This window comes from Aeromicrobium sp. CTD01-1L150 (genome assembly GCF_041951745.1).
In the GTDB taxonomy this organism is placed as follows: Bacteria; Actinomycetota; Actinomycetes; order Propionibacteriales; family Nocardioidaceae; genus Aeromicrobium.
Genome location: NZ_CP169555.1, coordinates 3,186,219 through 3,201,822, shown reverse-complemented (window position 1 = coordinate 3,201,822; position 15,604 = coordinate 3,186,219). Strand labels below are relative to the sequence as shown.

Annotated in this window: 15 protein-coding genes; 12 read left to right on the top strand and 3 right to left on the bottom strand. The window is 70.0% G+C overall.

All coding sequences use genetic code 11. From position 1 onward, the window contains the following. From ACEVFP_RS15845 to ACEVFP_RS15825, 5 genes are read left to right on the top strand one after another with little or no spacing between them, the layout of a single operon-like run. Positions 1–1,212, top strand: a complete 1,212-nt coding sequence (locus ACEVFP_RS15845) for an alkane 1-monooxygenase (RefSeq protein ID WP_375000408.1) — start codon at positions 1–3, stop codon at positions 1,210–1,212. Further along, positions 1,212–1,472, top strand: coding sequence for a rubredoxin (locus tag ACEVFP_RS15840; RefSeq protein WP_375000407.1), 261 nt, complete (start codon positions 1,212–1,214; stop codon positions 1,470–1,472). Before ACEVFP_RS15845 ends, ACEVFP_RS15840 begins: the two co-directional genes overlap by 1 nt. Next, entirely contained in the window at positions 1,469–1,633 is a 165-nt protein-coding gene (locus ACEVFP_RS15835) for a rubredoxin (protein ID WP_375000406.1), read from the top strand. Before ACEVFP_RS15840 ends, ACEVFP_RS15835 begins: the two co-directional genes overlap by 4 nt. Positions 1,634–1,637: 4 nt before the next feature. Then, positions 1,638–2,948, top strand: coding sequence for an NAD(P)/FAD-dependent oxidoreductase (locus ACEVFP_RS15830; RefSeq protein ID WP_375000405.1), 1,311 nt, complete (start codon positions 1,638–1,640; stop codon positions 2,946–2,948). Between the two features lie 3 nt (positions 2,949–2,951). Next, positions 2,952–3,578 (top strand): TetR family transcriptional regulator, encoded by a 627-nt coding sequence (locus tag ACEVFP_RS15825; RefSeq protein ID WP_375000404.1) that lies wholly within the window; start codon positions 2,952–2,954, stop codon positions 3,576–3,578. Positions 3,579–3,581: 3 nt separating this feature from the next. Here the strand turns inward: ACEVFP_RS15825 and ACEVFP_RS15820 are convergent, their stop codons facing one another. Next, complete coding sequence (locus ACEVFP_RS15820) at positions 3,582–5,093, bottom strand: dolichyl-phosphate-mannose--protein mannosyltransferase (RefSeq protein ID WP_375000403.1); 1,512 nt, start codon at positions 5,091–5,093, stop codon at positions 3,582–3,584. 140 nt (positions 5,094–5,233) lie between these two features. Then, the gene (locus tag ACEVFP_RS15815; RefSeq protein WP_375000402.1) at positions 5,234–6,190 is read right to left on the bottom strand and encodes a hypothetical protein; all 957 of its coding nucleotides are present in this window, start codon (positions 6,188–6,190) and stop codon (positions 5,234–5,236) included. Between the two features lie 273 nt (positions 6,191–6,463). Between ACEVFP_RS15815 and rsmI the strand changes: the two genes are divergently transcribed. The 7 genes from rsmI (at position 6,464) to ACEVFP_RS15780 (ending at position 15,118) form a co-directional block, all read left to right on the top strand. Beyond that, positions 6,464–7,291 carry a 16S rRNA (cytidine(1402)-2'-O)-methyltransferase gene (gene rsmI / locus ACEVFP_RS15810; protein WP_375000401.1) on the top strand — a complete coding sequence of 276 codons (828 nt, stop codon included), beginning with the start codon at positions 6,464–6,466 and terminating at the stop codon, positions 7,289–7,291. Positions 7,292–7,525: 234 nt separating this feature from the next. After that, positions 7,526–9,133 carry a methionine--tRNA ligase gene (gene metG / locus ACEVFP_RS15805; protein ID WP_375000400.1) on the top strand — a complete coding sequence of 536 codons (1,608 nt, stop codon included), beginning with the start codon at positions 7,526–7,528 and terminating at the stop codon, positions 9,131–9,133. After that, a complete protein-coding gene (locus ACEVFP_RS15800; protein ID WP_375000399.1) occupies positions 9,126–9,989 on the top strand; it encodes a TatD family hydrolase in 864 nt (287 codons plus the stop codon). The genes metG and ACEVFP_RS15800 overlap by 8 nt, the downstream gene beginning before the upstream one ends. Before the next feature lie 96 nt (positions 9,990–10,085). Further along, complete coding sequence (locus tag ACEVFP_RS15795) at positions 10,086–11,213, top strand: transglycosylase family protein (protein ID WP_375000398.1); 1,128 nt, start codon at positions 10,086–10,088, stop codon at positions 11,211–11,213. A gap of 145 nt (positions 11,214–11,358) precedes the next feature. Continuing rightward, the gene (gene rsmA / locus ACEVFP_RS15790; protein ID WP_375000397.1) at positions 11,359–12,210 is read left to right on the top strand and encodes a 16S rRNA (adenine(1518)-N(6)/adenine(1519)-N(6))-dimethyltransferase RsmA; all 852 of its coding nucleotides are present in this window, start codon (positions 11,359–11,361) and stop codon (positions 12,208–12,210) included. A gap of 79 nt (positions 12,211–12,289) precedes the next feature. After that, entirely contained in the window at positions 12,290–13,198 is a 909-nt protein-coding gene (locus tag ACEVFP_RS15785) for a 4-(cytidine 5'-diphospho)-2-C-methyl-D-erythritol kinase (RefSeq protein WP_375000396.1), read from the top strand. A gap of 75 nt (positions 13,199–13,273) precedes the next feature. Beyond that, positions 13,274–15,118: an ABC-F family ATP-binding cassette domain-containing protein gene (locus ACEVFP_RS15780; RefSeq protein ID WP_375000395.1), complete on the top strand. Its 1,845-nt coding sequence runs from the start codon at positions 13,274–13,276 to the stop codon at positions 15,116–15,118. An 18-nt stretch (positions 15,119–15,136) separates the two neighbouring features. Here ACEVFP_RS15780 and ACEVFP_RS15775 read toward each other — a convergent pair whose 3' ends face one another. Beyond that, positions 15,137–15,595, bottom strand: a complete 459-nt coding sequence (locus ACEVFP_RS15775; protein ID WP_375000394.1) for a hypothetical protein — start codon at positions 15,593–15,595, stop codon at positions 15,137–15,139. Between the last annotated feature and the right edge of the window lie 9 nt (positions 15,596–15,604).

Here is a 15,604-nt window from a genome sequence, read left to right as displayed (position 1 = left end):
ATGACCATCCAGGCAAACGTCGACGGCCAGGTCGTCGAGTGGACCGACAAGAAGCGCTACCTGTGGATCATGGGGGCGATCATCCCGTTGATCCCGTTGGGCATCTGGGGGGCGTACGCCGCCACCGGATGGACGGCGTGGTGGTACTTCGGCCCGTTCTTCCTGTTCGTCATCGTCCCGATCGCCGACGCGCTCGCCGGGCTCGATCCCAACAACCCGCCCGATGAGCTCATCGAGGCGCTCGAGGAGGACCGCTTCTACCGCTGGGTGACGTACGCGTTCATCCCCGCGCAGATCGGCGGCTTCATCTGGGGCGCCTACCTGCTGGGTGGAGGCACCCTGCCCGGCATCCCGGAGTCGCTCGGCGTGGTGGAGAAGATCGGACTGGCCACCGGTCTCGGCATCGTCGCCGGCATCGGCATCAACACCGCCCACGAGCTCGGCCACAAGAAGGAGGAGCACGAGCGCTGGTTCGCCCGCATCGCGCTCGCCCAGACCTTCTACGGCCACTTCTTCATCGAGCACAACCGCGGACACCATGTGCGCGTCGCCACCCCGGAGGACCCCGCCAGCAGCCGGATCGGCGAGACGGTCTGGGAGTTCATGCCACGGACCATGTGGGGAAGCCTCAAGAGCGCCTGGGGCCTGGAGGCCAAGCGGTTCGCCCGGCAGAAGAAGTCGCCGTTCACCCTCAAGAACGACCTCATCAACGCCTGGGCATTCTCCTTCGTGCTGTGGGGCGCGCTCATGCTCGCCTTCGGCTGGGAGATCTTCCCCTACCTGGTGCTGCAGGCCGTGATCGGCATCTGGCTGCTGGAGAGCGTCAACTACCTCGAGCACTACGGCATGAAGCGCCAGAAGCTGGAGTCCGGCCGCTACGAGCGGGTCAACCCGTCACACTCGTGGAACAGCAACAACATCGGGACCAACGTCCTGCTCTACCACCTGCAGCGACACAGCGACCACCATGCCAACCCGACGCGTCGTTACCAGGCGTTGCGGGACTTCAAGGAGGCGCCGGTCCTTCCGACCGGGTACGCCGGGATGATCGTCGCCACGTGGGTGCCGCAGATCTGGCGCAAGGTGATGGACGAGCGCGTGCTGTCGCACTACGACGGCGACGTCACGCGAGCGAACCTGCATCCACGCACCGCCAAGAAGTACCTGGAGAAGTACGGTGCAGGTGAGGTCGACGTGGAGGGAGCCGCCTGATGGCCGAGTGGATCTGCCCCAACTGCGAGTACGTCTACGACGAGGACAAGGGAGACCCCCGCGAGGGCTGGCCCGCCGGGACCCCGTTCGAGGACATCGACCCGGACTGGACCTGCCCGGACTGCGGCGTTCGTGAGCAGGTGGACTTCCTGCCCATCGAGCAGTTCGTCGGCAACGACCAGGACGGCAACATCATCAGCGCGGAGACCCGAGCCGCCTGGGCGCGGGAGAAGGATCTGCAGGAGGGGAAGCAGCAGTGAAGACGTGGGAGTGCCAGCAGTGCGGATTCATCTACGACGAGGCGCAGGGCTGGGAGGAGGAGGGATTCCCTCCCGGCACCAAGTGGGAGGACATCCCCGATGACTGGACCTGCCCCGACTGCGGTGCCGCCAAGGCCGACTTCACGATGGTCGAGGTCTGATCCGGTGACTGATCCGACCGAGGGCCGCCTCGTCGTCGTCGGCGCCGGCATCGCCGGGGTCAGCGCAGCCGCCGGCGCCCGGACCGCCGGGTTCACCGGCGAGATCATCCTCCTCGGTGCCGAGGACGAGCTCCCGTACCGTCGCCCACCCGTCTCCAAGGAGATCGTCCGTGGCGACAAGGGCGGCGACGACATCCGGATCAAGAAGGCCGAGTGGTACGACGCGCAGCAGATCACCCTGCGCACCGGCACCACCGTGAGCGCCATCGACACTGCGGCGCACACGGTGACGCTGGCCGACGGCGAGGAGCTGGGCTACGACTCGCTCGTGCTGGCCACCGGCGGCCGGGCCCGCCCGCTGTCCCTCGCCGCCCACGGGGGTGAGGACACTGCGACCCGAGTGCGCACGCTGCGCGACCTCGCCGACGCCGACGCCCTGGCGGCCGACCTACGGCCCGAGTCGCACGTGCTCGTCGTCGGTGCCGGGCTCATCGGCTCCGAGATCGCCGCCAACGCCCGCGCCGCCGGCGCCGAGGTGACGGTGCTCGAGGCCGCGGACCGGCCGATGCCACACGTCCTCCCGCCCGTCCTGGGGCAGTGGTGCGTCGACCTGCACCTGGACCACGGCACCGAGCTGCACACCGGGGTCACGATCACCGAGATCCGCGATGAGCCTCGGCCCGGCGGGGGTGCCGGGCCGGGGTCGGAACAGAGCCCGGGCGGCGTGACCGTGCGTGCCGAGGACGGACGCACCTGGAGCGGGACGAGCGTCGTGCTGGCCATCGGGCAGGAGCCCGGGGTCGAGCTGGCGCAGGCCGCCGGGCTGGACGTCGCCTCCGCGGCCGACGGGGGCGGCATCGTCGTCGACGAGGTCGGCCACACCAGCGCGCCCGACGTCTGGGCCGCCGGCGACGTCGCGCGGATGCCCAACGACGTCCTCGGCGGGCTGCACCGGGTGGAGCACTGGCAGAACGCCCAGAACCACGGGACAGCTGTGGGCAAGGCGGTGGCCGGTCAGGCGACTGGTTTCCACGAGGTTCCGTGGTGCTGGTCCGACCAGTACGGGCTCACCCTGCAGGTCACCGGCTGGCCGTCGGCGCAGCACGAGGTCGTCGTCCGGGGATCCCTGAACGCGCGGGACTTCACCGCGTTCTTCCTTGCCGAGGGGGTGCTGCGCGGTGCGGTCACGGTGGGTCGGCCCAGGGAGGTCAGGACCGCCCGCTCGTGGATCGCCGAGGGCGCGCGACCTGACGTCGCGGTGCTCGCCGACGACGAAGCCGACCTCGCAGATGCGCTGGTCTCGGTGGGAGGCTGAGCCATGACGGCCCTGGAGAACCCCGTCCCCACGTACCGCGACGCCGTGCCGACCACCCGCGACCGTCTGCTCGACGCCGCGCAGCACCTGGTCGAGACGCAGGGCTGGTCGAAGGTCACGATGTCGCGCATCGCGGAGCTGGTCGGGGTGAGCCGTCAGACCGTGCACAACGAGCTCGGCACCAAGCACACGCTCGCCCAGGCGCTCGCCCTGCGCGAGCTGGACCGCTTCCTGGAGGTCGTGCGCTCGCGCATGGCGGCCGAGGCCGATCTCGTCGCCGGTGTCCGCGCAGCCTGCCAGGGTGTCCTGGAGCTGGGTGAGCAGAGCCTGCTGGTGCGCACCATCGTCACCTCGGTGCGGGTCGACGGCACGGGCGAGCAGGACGGTGACCTCCTGGCGATCCTCACCACCGAGTCCGGCGAGATCGTCGCCGCGTCCTCCGCGGTGGTCAAGCAGTCGCTCGTCGACCACTTCTCGCCCCTGCCGCTTGCCGACGACGAGCTGGACGTCGCGGTGGAGGTCGTCGTCCGGCTCGTGCTGTCGTGCATCACCCGGCCGTCCAAGCCGCCGGCCGAAGCCGCGGACGACATCGCCTGGTTTCTCCGGCTGGCGCTCGCCGGGAAGGGCTGAGGCTCAGATCCAGGTCGGGAGCCACATGCGCGACTCCCAGGCCTCTCGCGTCATGAGGTCACCGGTGAGCACGGGGTGGAACCAGCAGAACAGCGTCACCGTCGTCACGAGCAGGATGCCGGCGCCTGCCCACGTCGCGTACCGGCCGCGGACGGTGGTGACGTGGCGGGCGAAGTGGTTGATGACCAGGCAGATCGCCACGATCGTGAACGGCACGATGGCGACGGCGTAGAACTGGAAGATCGGCCGGCCCGTGCCGACGAACCACGGCAGCCACGACGCCGCGACGGCCACCAGCGGCACGCTCCACCGCCAGTCGCGGCTGCGCAGCCACAGGGCCGGGGCGGCCAGGAGCGCCAGGACACCGGTCCACCACACGGCCGGGTTCCCGAGGGCGAGGACCTCCCGGATGCACGAGGAGTCCGGTGGCGCGCCGCACCGCTCGGCGGGAATGTCGTTGACGGCGTCGAAGGCGACCGGGCGCTCCAGGACGAGCCAGCCCCACGGGTGGGAGGAGTAGGGGTGCGTCGCGTCGGCGAGGTAGTCGCCGGTGTGGAAGTCCCACGTCAGCAGGTGGTAGTGCCACAGGGTGCGGAGTGCGTCGAGGGCGCCGCCGAACGCCCCTGACGACGGGTGGTGGACCCACGATCCCCACGGCGGGTCGCCGGCACCGAACCGCTGGGCGTACAGGTCGTGGTGCCACAGGAACCCCGCCCACGTGAGGACGTAGACCACGAGCGCCACCAGCACGAGGGACGCGAAGGCGGGCAGTGCCACCAGTGCTGTCGTGGTGAGGGCGCCACGTCCGACGCCGGTGGCCCGACGCACCTGCCACCGTGCCAGGACCTCCCATGCGACGACGCTGAGCCCGAAGGCGGCCAGGACGTACAGGCCGTTCCACTTGGTGCCGCAGGCCAGGCCGAAGCAGACGCCGGCGGCGAGCTGCCACGGCCGCAGGGGTCGGAGCCGGGCGATCCGGGCCTGCATCCAGTCGTGGTCGGCGACGAGGCAGGCGACTGCGCACACCACCCAGAAGGCAAGGAACACGTCGAGCAGGGCGGTGCGGGACATGACGAAGTGCAGACCGTCGAAGGTCAGCAGCAGCGCCGCGAGGGTGCCGAGGAGGATCGAGCCGGTCATGCGCAGCACGAGGCGTGCGAGGACGAGCACCGTGAGCGCCCCGATGACCGCAGCGCTGACCCGCCAGCCGAAGGCGTTCATCCCGAAGACCTGCTCGCCGAGGGCGATGAGCCACTTGCCGGCGTCAGGATGGGCGATCTGTGCTGGGTCCTCGCGGGTGAGTCGGGTGAGGACGCCGTCCTCGATCCGCTCGTTGGCGCGGTCGGTGTACTCGCGCACGTAACCGAAGCCGAGCAGGGACCACGCGTCCTTGGCGTAGTACGTCTCGTCGAAGACCAGCCGCCCGGGATGCGCGAGGTTCCACAGCCGCAGGACCAGGGCCAGCACCGCCACACCCGTGGGCGCGAGCCACCCCCAGACGCGCCTGTCCCTCACAGGGTCATCCTGCCACCCCCTGATCGGTGCCTGAGCAACCGAACGGCCCGCCCGGTCCGGATCGGTGCCTGAGCAACCCAAAGCGTCGTCTTTGGGTTGCTCAGGCACCGATGAAGGGAGCGCGAACCACCCCTGACTGGTCAGGCGGGGCGGTGGAGGTGCCGCCACGGAAGCGGCTCGGCAAACAGTCGCTGCCACGCGATGCCGAACCGAGGCGGCGGGCCTTCGTATCCGCGTTCGACCATGGCGCGGTGGATGGTGTGGACGAGGGTGTGCGGAGAACGGGTCATCGCCGATGTGACCTGGACGTACCCGATGTCATCGTGCCGGAGCCTCGCGTAACGATGGATGTCGCGCTGGAACTGTGCGGTGTCGAGCGCGTGGTGCCGTCCTTCGTACTCAATGACCAGGCGCAGCCAGCGGTAGACCAGGTCTCCGCATCCCAGGAAGGTGCCGTTCTCGTCGTACAGGTCGACGTTCGACTCAGGGCACGGCAACCCGGCGGCGACCATCAGGCAGCGCACCTCGGACTCCTGGAGACTCCGGGAGTCGCGATCGAACAGGAGCATGGCCCGTTTGGCCGTCTCGGTCCCCGGTCGCCAGTGCTCGAGCTCCACGACGCGAATGAGCCGCTCGAGCGTGAGATGGCCACGATGGAGCAGCCAGTCGCCGATCTTGACGGCATCGATCAGTCGCAGCAGTGATGCGGCGCCGATAAAGGCTGCGACGATGCTCACTCCGTGTTCGCTGTGTCGGGGCATGCGGACGGTGCGATGCAGGAAGATGTCCTGCAACGCTGGCAGATGATGGTCCCGACCGATGGTGAAGTGGAGTGGGAACAGGTCGCCGTACTGCAGTCCGAGCCCGACGAAGCGGGTGAGGTGACTGACCTTAGCGTCGTCGGGCAGCGTCAGCTCAGCTGCACGGACCCAGTCGCGTGGGGTCATGTCGGTGGTCTCGAGTCGGTACACCGACGGGAAGATCTGCACGAATCGCGGGTGCTGAAGCATGCGGGAGGAGACGCCGAGCTCCAGGGCGCGGTGACGATGGAACGGTCCGACGGAGAGCTCGTCGGGAACAGGGCGAGGAGTGCGCATACCTCCATCGCACCGGAGGAAACCACCGTTGGGCAGGGGAGGCCCGCGGAGCTGTGGACGCCGTGTGCCGGCGATGCCGACCTGTGGACGACGGTGCCACGGTGCCCTGTGATCGGTGCTTGAGCAACCCAAACGGCCGGCGCGCCCCCGATCGGTGCCACAGCAACCGAATCGCGCTCCATTCGGTGACTCACGCACCGATCCGGACTCGCTGCTGACTTTCGGTTGCTCAGGCACCGATCAGCGGGCAGGGCCGGGTGGGAGCATGGGGGCGTGCTCATCCTCGCCGGAACCCCGATCGGTCGCCCGGACGACGCCTCGCCCCGGCTGCGGGAGCTGTTGGCGGACGTCGACGTCGTGGCCGCGGAGGACACCCGCCGGCTCAAGCGGCTCGCCGACGACCTCGGTGTGCAGGTGCGTGGACGCGTCGTCTCCTACTTCGAGGGCAATGAGCGCGGCCGCACTCCGGAGCTCGTGGAGATGCTCGAGGCCGGCAGCACCGTCCTGCTCGTCACCGATGCGGGGATGCCCAGCGTCTCCGACCCCGGCTACCGGCTGGTCGACGCCGCGCTGGCGGCCGGCGTCGACGTCACCGCGGTGCCCGGGCCCTCCGCCGTGCTCACCGCCCTCGCGCTCTCCGGTCTGCCGGTGGACCGGTTCAGCTTCGAGGGGTTCGCCCCACGCAAGCAGGGCGAGCGCCACCGGGTGCTGACGGCACTGGCGGACGAACGTCGCACCATGGTCTTCTTCGAGTCGCCGCACCGCACCCGGGCCACCCTCGCCGCGATGGCTGAGACCCTGGGGCCTGACCGTCCGGCCGCGCTGTGCCGCGAGCTCACCAAGACCCACGAGGAGGTCGTGCGTGACCGGCTGGGCGCCTTGGTGGAGTGGGTCGACGCCCAGGAGCACGGCGTGCGCGGAGAGGTCACCCTTGTCGTCTCCGGTGCGCCCGAACGCGTCGCCGACCTCGGCCCCGACGCCCTACGCTCGCTGGTCCGCGACGCCGAGGCGGAGGGGCTGAGCCGCAAGGACGCCATCGCCCGCGTCGTCGAACGCACCGGGATCCGCAAACGCGTCGTCTACGACGCCGCCCACTCCTGAACCGGATCGGTGCCGCAGCAACCGAATGGAACGCTATTCGGTTGCTGCGGCACCGATCGAGGACGTGCCGGGTGAAAGGTTGTTACGACACCGATCTGGGCACTGCCCGGTGATCGGTGTCTGAGCAACCCAATAACGCCGCTTTCGGTTGCACAGGCACCGATCCGGCGCACCCCGGCCTTTCGGTTGCGCAGGCACCGATCAGGGCTCGGAGACGATCACTAGGATCGGGGTGTGTCCTACTACGTCACCACGCCGATCTTCTACGTCAACGACGCGCCGCACATCGGCCACGGCTACACGACGGTCATGGGTGACGTGCTCACCCGCTGGCACCGGCAGCGCGGCGAGGACGTCTGGTACCTGACGGGCACCGACGAGCACGGCCAGAAGGTGCTGCGTCGGGCCGAGCAGAACGGCGTCTCGCCCAAGGAGTGGACCGACCGTCTCGTGGAGTCCGAGTGGCTTCCCGTGCTGGACACGCTGGACATCGCCAACGACGACTTCATCCGCACCACGGAGGAACGTCACACCCTCGGGTCCCAGGCCTTCTGGCGCGACCTCTACGAGCGCGGCGAGGTCTACAAGGGCTCCTTCTCCGGCTGGTACTCCGTGGGGTCGGAGGAGTTCGTGGGTGATGACGACGTCGCCGACGGCGAGGACGACGACGAGGGCCACAAGGTCTCCGCGCTCGACGGGTCCCGCCTGGAGTGGGTCACCGAGGAGAACTACTTCTTCCCGCTGAGCAAGTACGCCGACCAGCTGCTGCAGCTCTACCGCGAGAACCCCGACTTCATCCAGCCCGCCTCCGCCCGCAACGAGATCATCTCCTTCGTCGAGCGCGGACTCAAGGACCTCTCCATCAGCCGCTCGACGTTCGACTGGGGCGTCCCCGTGCCGTGGGACACCTCGCACGTCATGTACGTCTGGATCGAGGCGCTGCTCAACTACGTCACCGCCGCCGGGTACGGCGTCGACGACGAGCGGTTCGACCGGCTGTGGCCGGCCGACGTCCACATCGTCGGCAAGGACATCGCCCGCTTCCACGCCGTCATCTGGCCGGCGATGCTCATGGCGGCCGGCCGTCCTGTCCCGCACCGGGTCTTCGCCCACGGTTGGCTGCTTGTCGGCGGGCAGAAGATGAGCAAGAGCAAGGCCAACGGCATCCGGCCCGACGAGCTGGTCGACGTCTTCGGCTCCGACGCCTACCGCTACTACTTCTCCCGCGCCCTCACCTTCGGCGCCGACGGCTCGATCTCGTGGGAGGACATTCGGGCCCGCTACCACGCCGAGCTCGCCAACGGCTTCGGCAACCTCGCCTCCCGCGTCGCAGGCATGATCGGCAAGTACTTCGGTGGCGAGCTACCCGCTGCCGGGGCTCCCAGCGCCGCCGAGACCGAGCTGCAGGCCACCGTCGCCGAGGCGTCGCGGGCCGCCGACGAGGCCATCGAGCGCATCGCCCCGCAGGACGCCCTGACGCAGGTGTGGCGCATCGTCGACGACCTCAACGGCTACCTCACCGACCAGGCGCCCTGGCTGGTGGCCAAGGAGGTCAATACCGGCGGGGGTGCGGGGCCGCAGGCCGCCGACAGTGCGAGCGAACGTCTCGCCACGATCCTCAACACCGCCGCCGAGGGTCTGCGTGTCCTCGCGGTGCTGCTCAACCCCGTCATGCCCAAGGCCTGTGCGTCCCTGTGGGACTCTCTCGGGGCGGAGCCGACCCTCGGTCCGCTCGCGGACCAGCGCATCGACGACGTCGCCACCTGGGGGCAGCTGGCCCCGGGATCGACCATCACCAAGGTGCCGAGCCTGTTCCCGCGCATCGAGGACGAGGATGCCTGAGGGAGCCGTGGGCTGGCCCTGGCCCGAGGCGCCCGCCCCGCTGCCGTCGCCGGTCGTCGACAACCACTGCCACCTGGACCACAGGATCAAGGGCGGCCTGCTGATCGACGTCGAGGACGCCATCGCCCGGGCCGCCGCCGTCGGGGTGCCGCGCATCGTGCAGGTGGGCTGCGACGTCGAGGGGTCGCGATGGGCGGTCCAGACGTCCACTGAGCACGCCTCGATCGTGGCCGCCGTGGCACTGCACCCCAACGAAGCCCCCCGACTGTCCGCCGACGGCACGCTCGAGGACGCCATCGCAGAGATCGACCGGCTCGCGCAGGACCCGAACGTGCGCGCGGTGGGGGAGACCGGTCTCGACTACTTCCGCACCGGCGCCGACGGCCGCGATGCCCAGCACCACAGCTTCCGGGAGCACGTGCGCATGGCACACCGCCACGACCGCACCCTCGTCATCCACGACCGTGACGCCCACGACGACGTCCTCAGGATCCTCGACGACGAGGGCGTCCCGGAGCGCACCGTCCTGCATTGCTTCTCCGGCGACGCCGACTTCGCCCGGGAGTGCCTGGCCCGCGGAGCGTTCCTCTCCTTCGCCGGCACGGTCACGTTCAAGAACGCCGAGCCGCTCCGTGAGGCGCTGGCTACCACACCGGTGGACCGCATCCTCGTGGAGACCGATGCGCCCTTCCTCACACCGATGCCCCACCGAGGCAAGCCCAACGCGTCCTTCCTCGTGCCCCACACAGTGCGATTCATCGCTGATTTTTCAGGGATTTCCCTTGATCATCTGTGCCGTGCCATCGACGAGAACACCGACCGGGCCTTCGGGGGACCCTGGGCCAAGGCCGCTTGACCTGACCTGAGGACTGGCATCATGGTGAATCGGTTGTCCCTGTCCCCGACCGTGAGGTCTTCTGTGCACCACCCCCGTCATTCGTCCAATCCAGTCATGACCGACGCACCGGGTCGCATCAGCAAGAGACTCGTCATCGCCCTCAACCTGGCGGTGCTCATGGTTCTCGCCGGCGGCGTTGCCGCCTACGGAGCGTTCAGCAAGACCGTGACCGTCGACGTGGACGGCGAGACCGAGGACGTGCGCACGTTCGGTGCCTCGGTCTCCTCGGTCCTGAAGTCGCGTGACGTCGACCTCGACGAAGCCGACAAGGTCAATGCCAAGCCCACCGAGCAGGTCGCCGACGGCGACACGATCGAGGTTCGCTACGACAAGAAGCTCACCTTCGCCGTCGACGGTGAGGTCACGCAGGAGACCGTCCCTGCCGCCACCGTCGGCGAGGCCCTCGACGCCATGGACATCCAGCCCGGCGACGACGCCTGGGTCTCCGGCGACGACGACACCCTCCTGGAGGATGGCAACGACGCCGTCGTCGTCAGCCACCCCAAGGAGCTCGTGGTCAAGGTCGGCAAGGAGAAGAAGAAGCTCACCACGGCCGCCCCCACCGCTGCTGAGGTCCTCGAGGAGGCCGGCGTCGAGCTCGACGCCAACGACCGGGTCGCCGGCGGCCAGAACGCCTGGGTCACCGAGGGACAGACCATCGAGGTCAATCGCATCGAGATGGAGCACGACGTCGAGGAGGTGGAGAAGAAGGCCCCCGTCGAGAAGCGCGAGGACGACGAGCTGCCCGAGGGTGAGACCAAGGTCCTCAAGGAGGGTAAGCCCAGCATCACCAAGGAGACCGTCCTGCTCACCAAGACCAACGGCAAGGTCACCAACCGGCTCGTCCTCACCAGCGAGAACATCCAGAAGGCCGAGAAGCGCATCGTCGCCAGCGGCACCGGACCCGCCGAGAACGAGGACGAGGACGCCCCGAGCGTCGAGGACGGCAGCGTGTGGGACCGCCTCGCCCAGTGCGAGTCCGGCGGCAACTGGCAGGCCAACACCGGCAACGGCTACTACGGCGGCGTGCAGTTCAGTGCCCAGACCTGGTCCTCCATGGGTGGCCCCGGCTTGCCGCACGAGAACAGCCGCGAGGTGCAGATCAAGTACGCCAAGAAGCTGCAGCAGCAGTCCGGCTGGGGCCAGTGGCCCTCCTGCGCGTCCCAGCTCGGCCTGCGCTGAGTTGATCTCCCGCCCACGGCCCGGGACCCCCGCCGGGGCCCGGCCGTGTGGTGGGTGGTCTGAGCTCGCCAGTGGTGGCGGTCTCGGGGCTGTCGCGGACGCACCACGTCCCTGAGGTGAGCGGCACCTCGGGCAGGATGGGCGCGTGAATGAACCGGTGCGCCTGCTGGGTGCCAACGAGGTGCGGCGCATCGCCGACGAGATCGGTCTACGTCCCACCAAGCAGCGAGGACAGAACTTCGTCGTCGACGCCAACACGGTGCGGCGCATCGTGCGAACATCAGGACTCGGGGCCGACGACATCGTGGTCGAGATCGGGCCCGGTCTGGGATCGCTGACCCTCGCACTGCTGGAGACGGCCCGCCGCGTCGTCGCCGTCGAGGTCGACGGCGTCCTCGCCGACCGCCTGCCACGCACCGTCGCCGAGCACGCCCCCGGGCTCGCCGACCGCCTCGACCTCGTGCACGCCGACGCCCTGCACGTCACGGCCCTTCCCGGTCCCGAGCCGACGGCCCTGGTGGCCAACCTGCCCTACAACGTCTCCGTGCCGGTCCTGCTGAGCTTCCTGGAGCACTTCCCGAGCCTGCGCAGGGTGCTGGTCATGGTGCAGGCCGAGGTGGCGCACCGTCTGGCAGCCGGCCCGGGATCGCGGACCTACGGCGTCCCCAGCGTGAAAGCCGGCTGGTACGCCGACGTCACGCTTGCCGGCACGATCGGGCGGTCGGTCTTCTGGCCGGCACCCAACGTCGACTCCGCCCTGGTCTCGCTACACCGCCGCGAGCAGCCTGGCGATGAGGACCTGCGTCGCCGTACGTTCTCCGTGGTGGACGCGGCCTTCGCCCAGCGGCGCAAGATGCTGCGCTCGGCGTTGTCACCCCTGGTGGGATCCTCGGCCGCTGCGGAGCAGCTGCTGCGTTCGGCAGGCGTCGACCCCCGGACGCGGGGGGAGCAGCTGACGGTCGCGGGCTTCACCCGCATTGGCGCCGAGCTGCCCTGAGCCTCTCGCGCGAGTGCCGAGGACCCCACACCGCACGGTGCCGTCCGCAGGCTGATCCGGTGATGGATAGGTTGGGCGGGTGACTTCAGCCACCGTCCGTGTCCCGGCCAAGATCAACCTGTGCCTGGGCGTCGGTCCGGTGCGCGACGACGGCTTCCACCCACTGGCCACGGTCTACCAGGCGCTCGACCTGCATGATGAGATCCGCGCCAGCCTGGACGAGACCGGCACGCTGTCGGTCGTCACCCATGCCACCGAGGAGGAGCGCGCCGACGTCCCCGAGGGCATGGACAACCTCGCCCTGCAGGCGGCCGCGCTGCTGCGTGAGGAGACCGGTGTCGAGGCTGGCGCCGAGGTCGCCATCCGCAAGGTGATCCCAGTGGCCGGCGGCCTGGCCGGCGGCTCGGCCGACGCCGCTGCCACCTTGGTGGCCTGCAACGAGATCTGGGGGACCGGCCTGTCCCGCCACGATCTGGAGCCCTTGGCCGCCGAGCTGGGCAGCGACGTCCCCTTCCTGCTACACGGCGGCAACGCGATCGGTGGCGGCAGGGGCGAGACGGTCAGCCCGGTGCTGGCGCGCGGCAGCTACCACTGGGTGCTGGCCGTGGCCGAGCAGGGACTGTCCACCGCATCGGTCTACGCCGAGTTCGACCGGCTCACCGAGGGCCGCGAGGTCGCCGACCCGGAGATCTCCGACACGCTGCTCGGTGCCCTGCGCTCCGGCGACGCCGAGCTGCTCGGCCTGGCCCTGAGCAACGACCTCACCGAGGCGGCACTCTCCCTGCGCCCCGAGCTGCAGTCCACCCTGAACCTCGGGCGCGAGGCCGAGGCGCTGGGCGCGATCATCTCCGGTTCCGGGCCCACGTGCCTGTTCCTCGCGCAGGACGAGGAGCACAGCCTCGACATCGCCATCGCCCTGGCAGGTGCCGGCGCCTGCGCCGACGTCGTCCAGGCGCGGGGCCCCGTTCCCGGCGTCCGGTTCGTCTAGACGTGTCTGCTCGCCGCCCTCCCCCAAGCACTGCGCTGCGCTCCGTGCTGGGAGGTACCCCCAGACCCCCCGCCGATGTCTGACAGCCGCCCGCAGCCCGATGGTGTCCGCCCGCTCATCGGAGGCGAGGGCCTGCACCTGTCCTTCCCGACGCGTGACGTCCTGGACGGGGTCACGCTCGGGCTGGGCAAGGGCGACCGTGTCGGCATCGTCGGCCGCAACGGCGACGGCAAGTCGACGCTCATGCGGGTACTCGCGCGACGTCAGGAGCCCGACTCCGGCCGCGTGACCTGGCGACGTGACCTGCGGGTCGGGTTCCTGGAGCAGCGCGACCTGCTCGACGCCGGGGGCACCGTCGGCCACGCCGTGGTGGGTGAGCGCGCCGACCACGAGTGGGCCGGCGACCCACGGATCCGCGACATCGTCACCGGGCTGCTGCACGACGTGGAACGGGACGCCGTGATCGGGGACCTCAGCGGCGGCCAGCGTCGCCGGGTGGCGCTCGCACAGGTGATGGTGGGCGAGCACGACGTCCTGTTCCTCGACGAGCCCACCAACCACCTCGACCTCGAGGGCGTCACCTGGCTGGCCGAGCACTTCTCGGGCCGGGCCACGTCTTCCGGCGGAGGTGCCGGGCCTGGGGGGAGGGCGGCGAATGACACTGCGCTGGCGGTCGTCACGCACGACCGCTGGTTCCTCGATGCCGTCTGCACCCGCACGTGGGAGGTGCACGACGGTGTGGTGGACGCCTTCGACGGCGGGTACGCGGCCTACGTGCTGCAGCGGGTGGAGCGCGACCGGCAGGCCGCGGCGTCGGAGAAGCGGCGTCAGAACCTCATGCGCAAGGAGCTGGCGTGGCTGCGCCGCGGCGCTCCCGCGCGCACGTCCAAGCCGAAGTTCCGTATCGATGCCGCCAACCAGCTCATCGAGCGCGAACCTCCTGTGCGCGACGCCGTGGAGCTGCAGCAGCTCGCCACCGCCCGGCTGGGCAAGGACGTGGTCGACCTGCTGGACGTCCACGTGAGCTTCGGCGAGCGCGAGGTCCTGCGGGGCGTGCAGTGGCGCATCGCACCGGGTGAACGAGCCGGGATCCTCGGCATCAACGGCGCCGGGAAGAGCACGCTGCTGGGCCTGGTCACCGGGGAGGTCCGCCCGTCGGCCGGCCGGGTCAAGCGTGGCAAGACCGTCAAGGTGGCGACGCTGTCGCAGTCGTTGCACGAGCTGGAGGACGTCGAGTCCGACCGGGTGAGCGACGTGATCGGGCGTCAGCGCGCCACCTACGTGAGCGGGGGTAAGGAGATGACGCCGGGCCAGCTGCTGGAACGCCTCGGCTTCACCAGCACGCAGCTGTCCACCCCTGTGCGCGACCTCTCCGGCGGGCAGCGCCGACGGCTCCAGCTGCTCCTGGTCCTGCTCGACGAGCCGAACGTGCTGATCCTCGACGAGCCCACCAACGATCTGGACACCGACATGCTGGCCGCCGTCGAGGACCTGCTGGACACCTGGCCCGGCACGCTGCTCGTCGTCTCCCACGACCGCTACCTGCTGGAGCGCGTCACGGACCACCAGTACGCCGTCATGGACGGGCGTCTACGGCACCTCCCCGGCGGGGTCGATGAGTACCTGCGGCTGCGGGCCGCGGCGGAGACGCGACCGTCGCGGGGCGAGCAGTCCCGGCCTAAGCCGGCGACCAAGGCGTCGTCGGCCGCGCAGGACCGGCAGGCCCGCAAGGACGTGGCCCGCCTCGAACGGCAGATCGAGCGGCTCAGCGAGCGCGAGGCCGAGCTGGACCAGCAGATGGTCGAGGCCGCCACCGACGCCTCCGCGCTGGCACCCCTCGCCCGTGAGCGCGCCGACGTCGTCGCCGAGCGTGAGGCCCTGGAGGAGCAGTGGCTCGAGGTCAGCGAGACCTTGGAGTGATCCTCGCGTCGGCCCTCATCACTCGGGGCAGGTGAGGGCCCCGGCGACGGACGTACCGTCCTCGAGGCTGCCGGAGAGGACAAAGGCGGAGTCGGTGATCTCGACGGTCAGGTCGCCGAGTCCGTTGACGTCGGAACCGTACGGGCCGAAGTCCTCACCGCTGGCGACGAACTCCTCGATGTCGCCGTCGGCGGACAGCTCCAGCTGCACGGTCTGCAGCGGCGGAGTGTTGGCGATGAACCGGATGACGCCGTCGGACTCCGAGCACGACGGCTCCCAGTCGTCGCCGACGAGCGACTGGTCGTCCACCACCAGGTCGACGTCACCGGAACCGCTGCCCTGGGGGAGCGCGGAGGTGGGCTCCGGCTCGGAGGTCTGGGTCGGGCTGGGCTCCTGCGTGGGTTCAGGGTCGTCGCTCCCACCGCAGGCGGTCAGCAGGAGCAGGGCAGCGGCCAGGGCCCCCAGGTGTCGCTTCATGAAGGGCAC

Bases quoted from the DNA above. Each gene is read 5' to 3' on its own strand.
- ACEVFP_RS15845 (WP_375000408.1), top strand. From the start codon at position 1: ATGACCATCCAGGCAAACGTCGACGGCCAGGTCGTCGAGTGGACCGAC.
- ACEVFP_RS15840 (WP_375000407.1), top strand. From the start codon at position 1,212: ATGGCCGAGTGGATCTGCCCCAACTGCGAGTACGTCTACGACGAGGAC.
- ACEVFP_RS15825 (WP_375000404.1), top strand. From the start codon at position 2,952: ATGACGGCCCTGGAGAACCCCGTCCCCACGTACCGCGACGCCGTGCCG.
- ACEVFP_RS15815 (WP_375000402.1), bottom strand. From the start codon at position 6,190: ATGCGCACTCCTCGCCCTGTTCCCGACGAGCTCTCCGTCGGACCGTTC.
- ACEVFP_RS15800 (WP_375000399.1), top strand. From the start codon at position 9,126: ATGCCTGAGGGAGCCGTGGGCTGGCCCTGGCCCGAGGCGCCCGCCCCG.
- ACEVFP_RS15795 (WP_375000398.1), top strand. From the start codon at position 10,086: ATGACCGACGCACCGGGTCGCATCAGCAAGAGACTCGTCATCGCCCTC.
- ACEVFP_RS15780 (WP_375000395.1), top strand. From the start codon at position 13,274: ATGTCTGACAGCCGCCCGCAGCCCGATGGTGTCCGCCCGCTCATCGGA.
- ACEVFP_RS15775 (WP_375000394.1), bottom strand. From the start codon at position 15,595: ATGAAGCGACACCTGGGGGCCCTGGCCGCTGCCCTGCTCCTGCTGACC.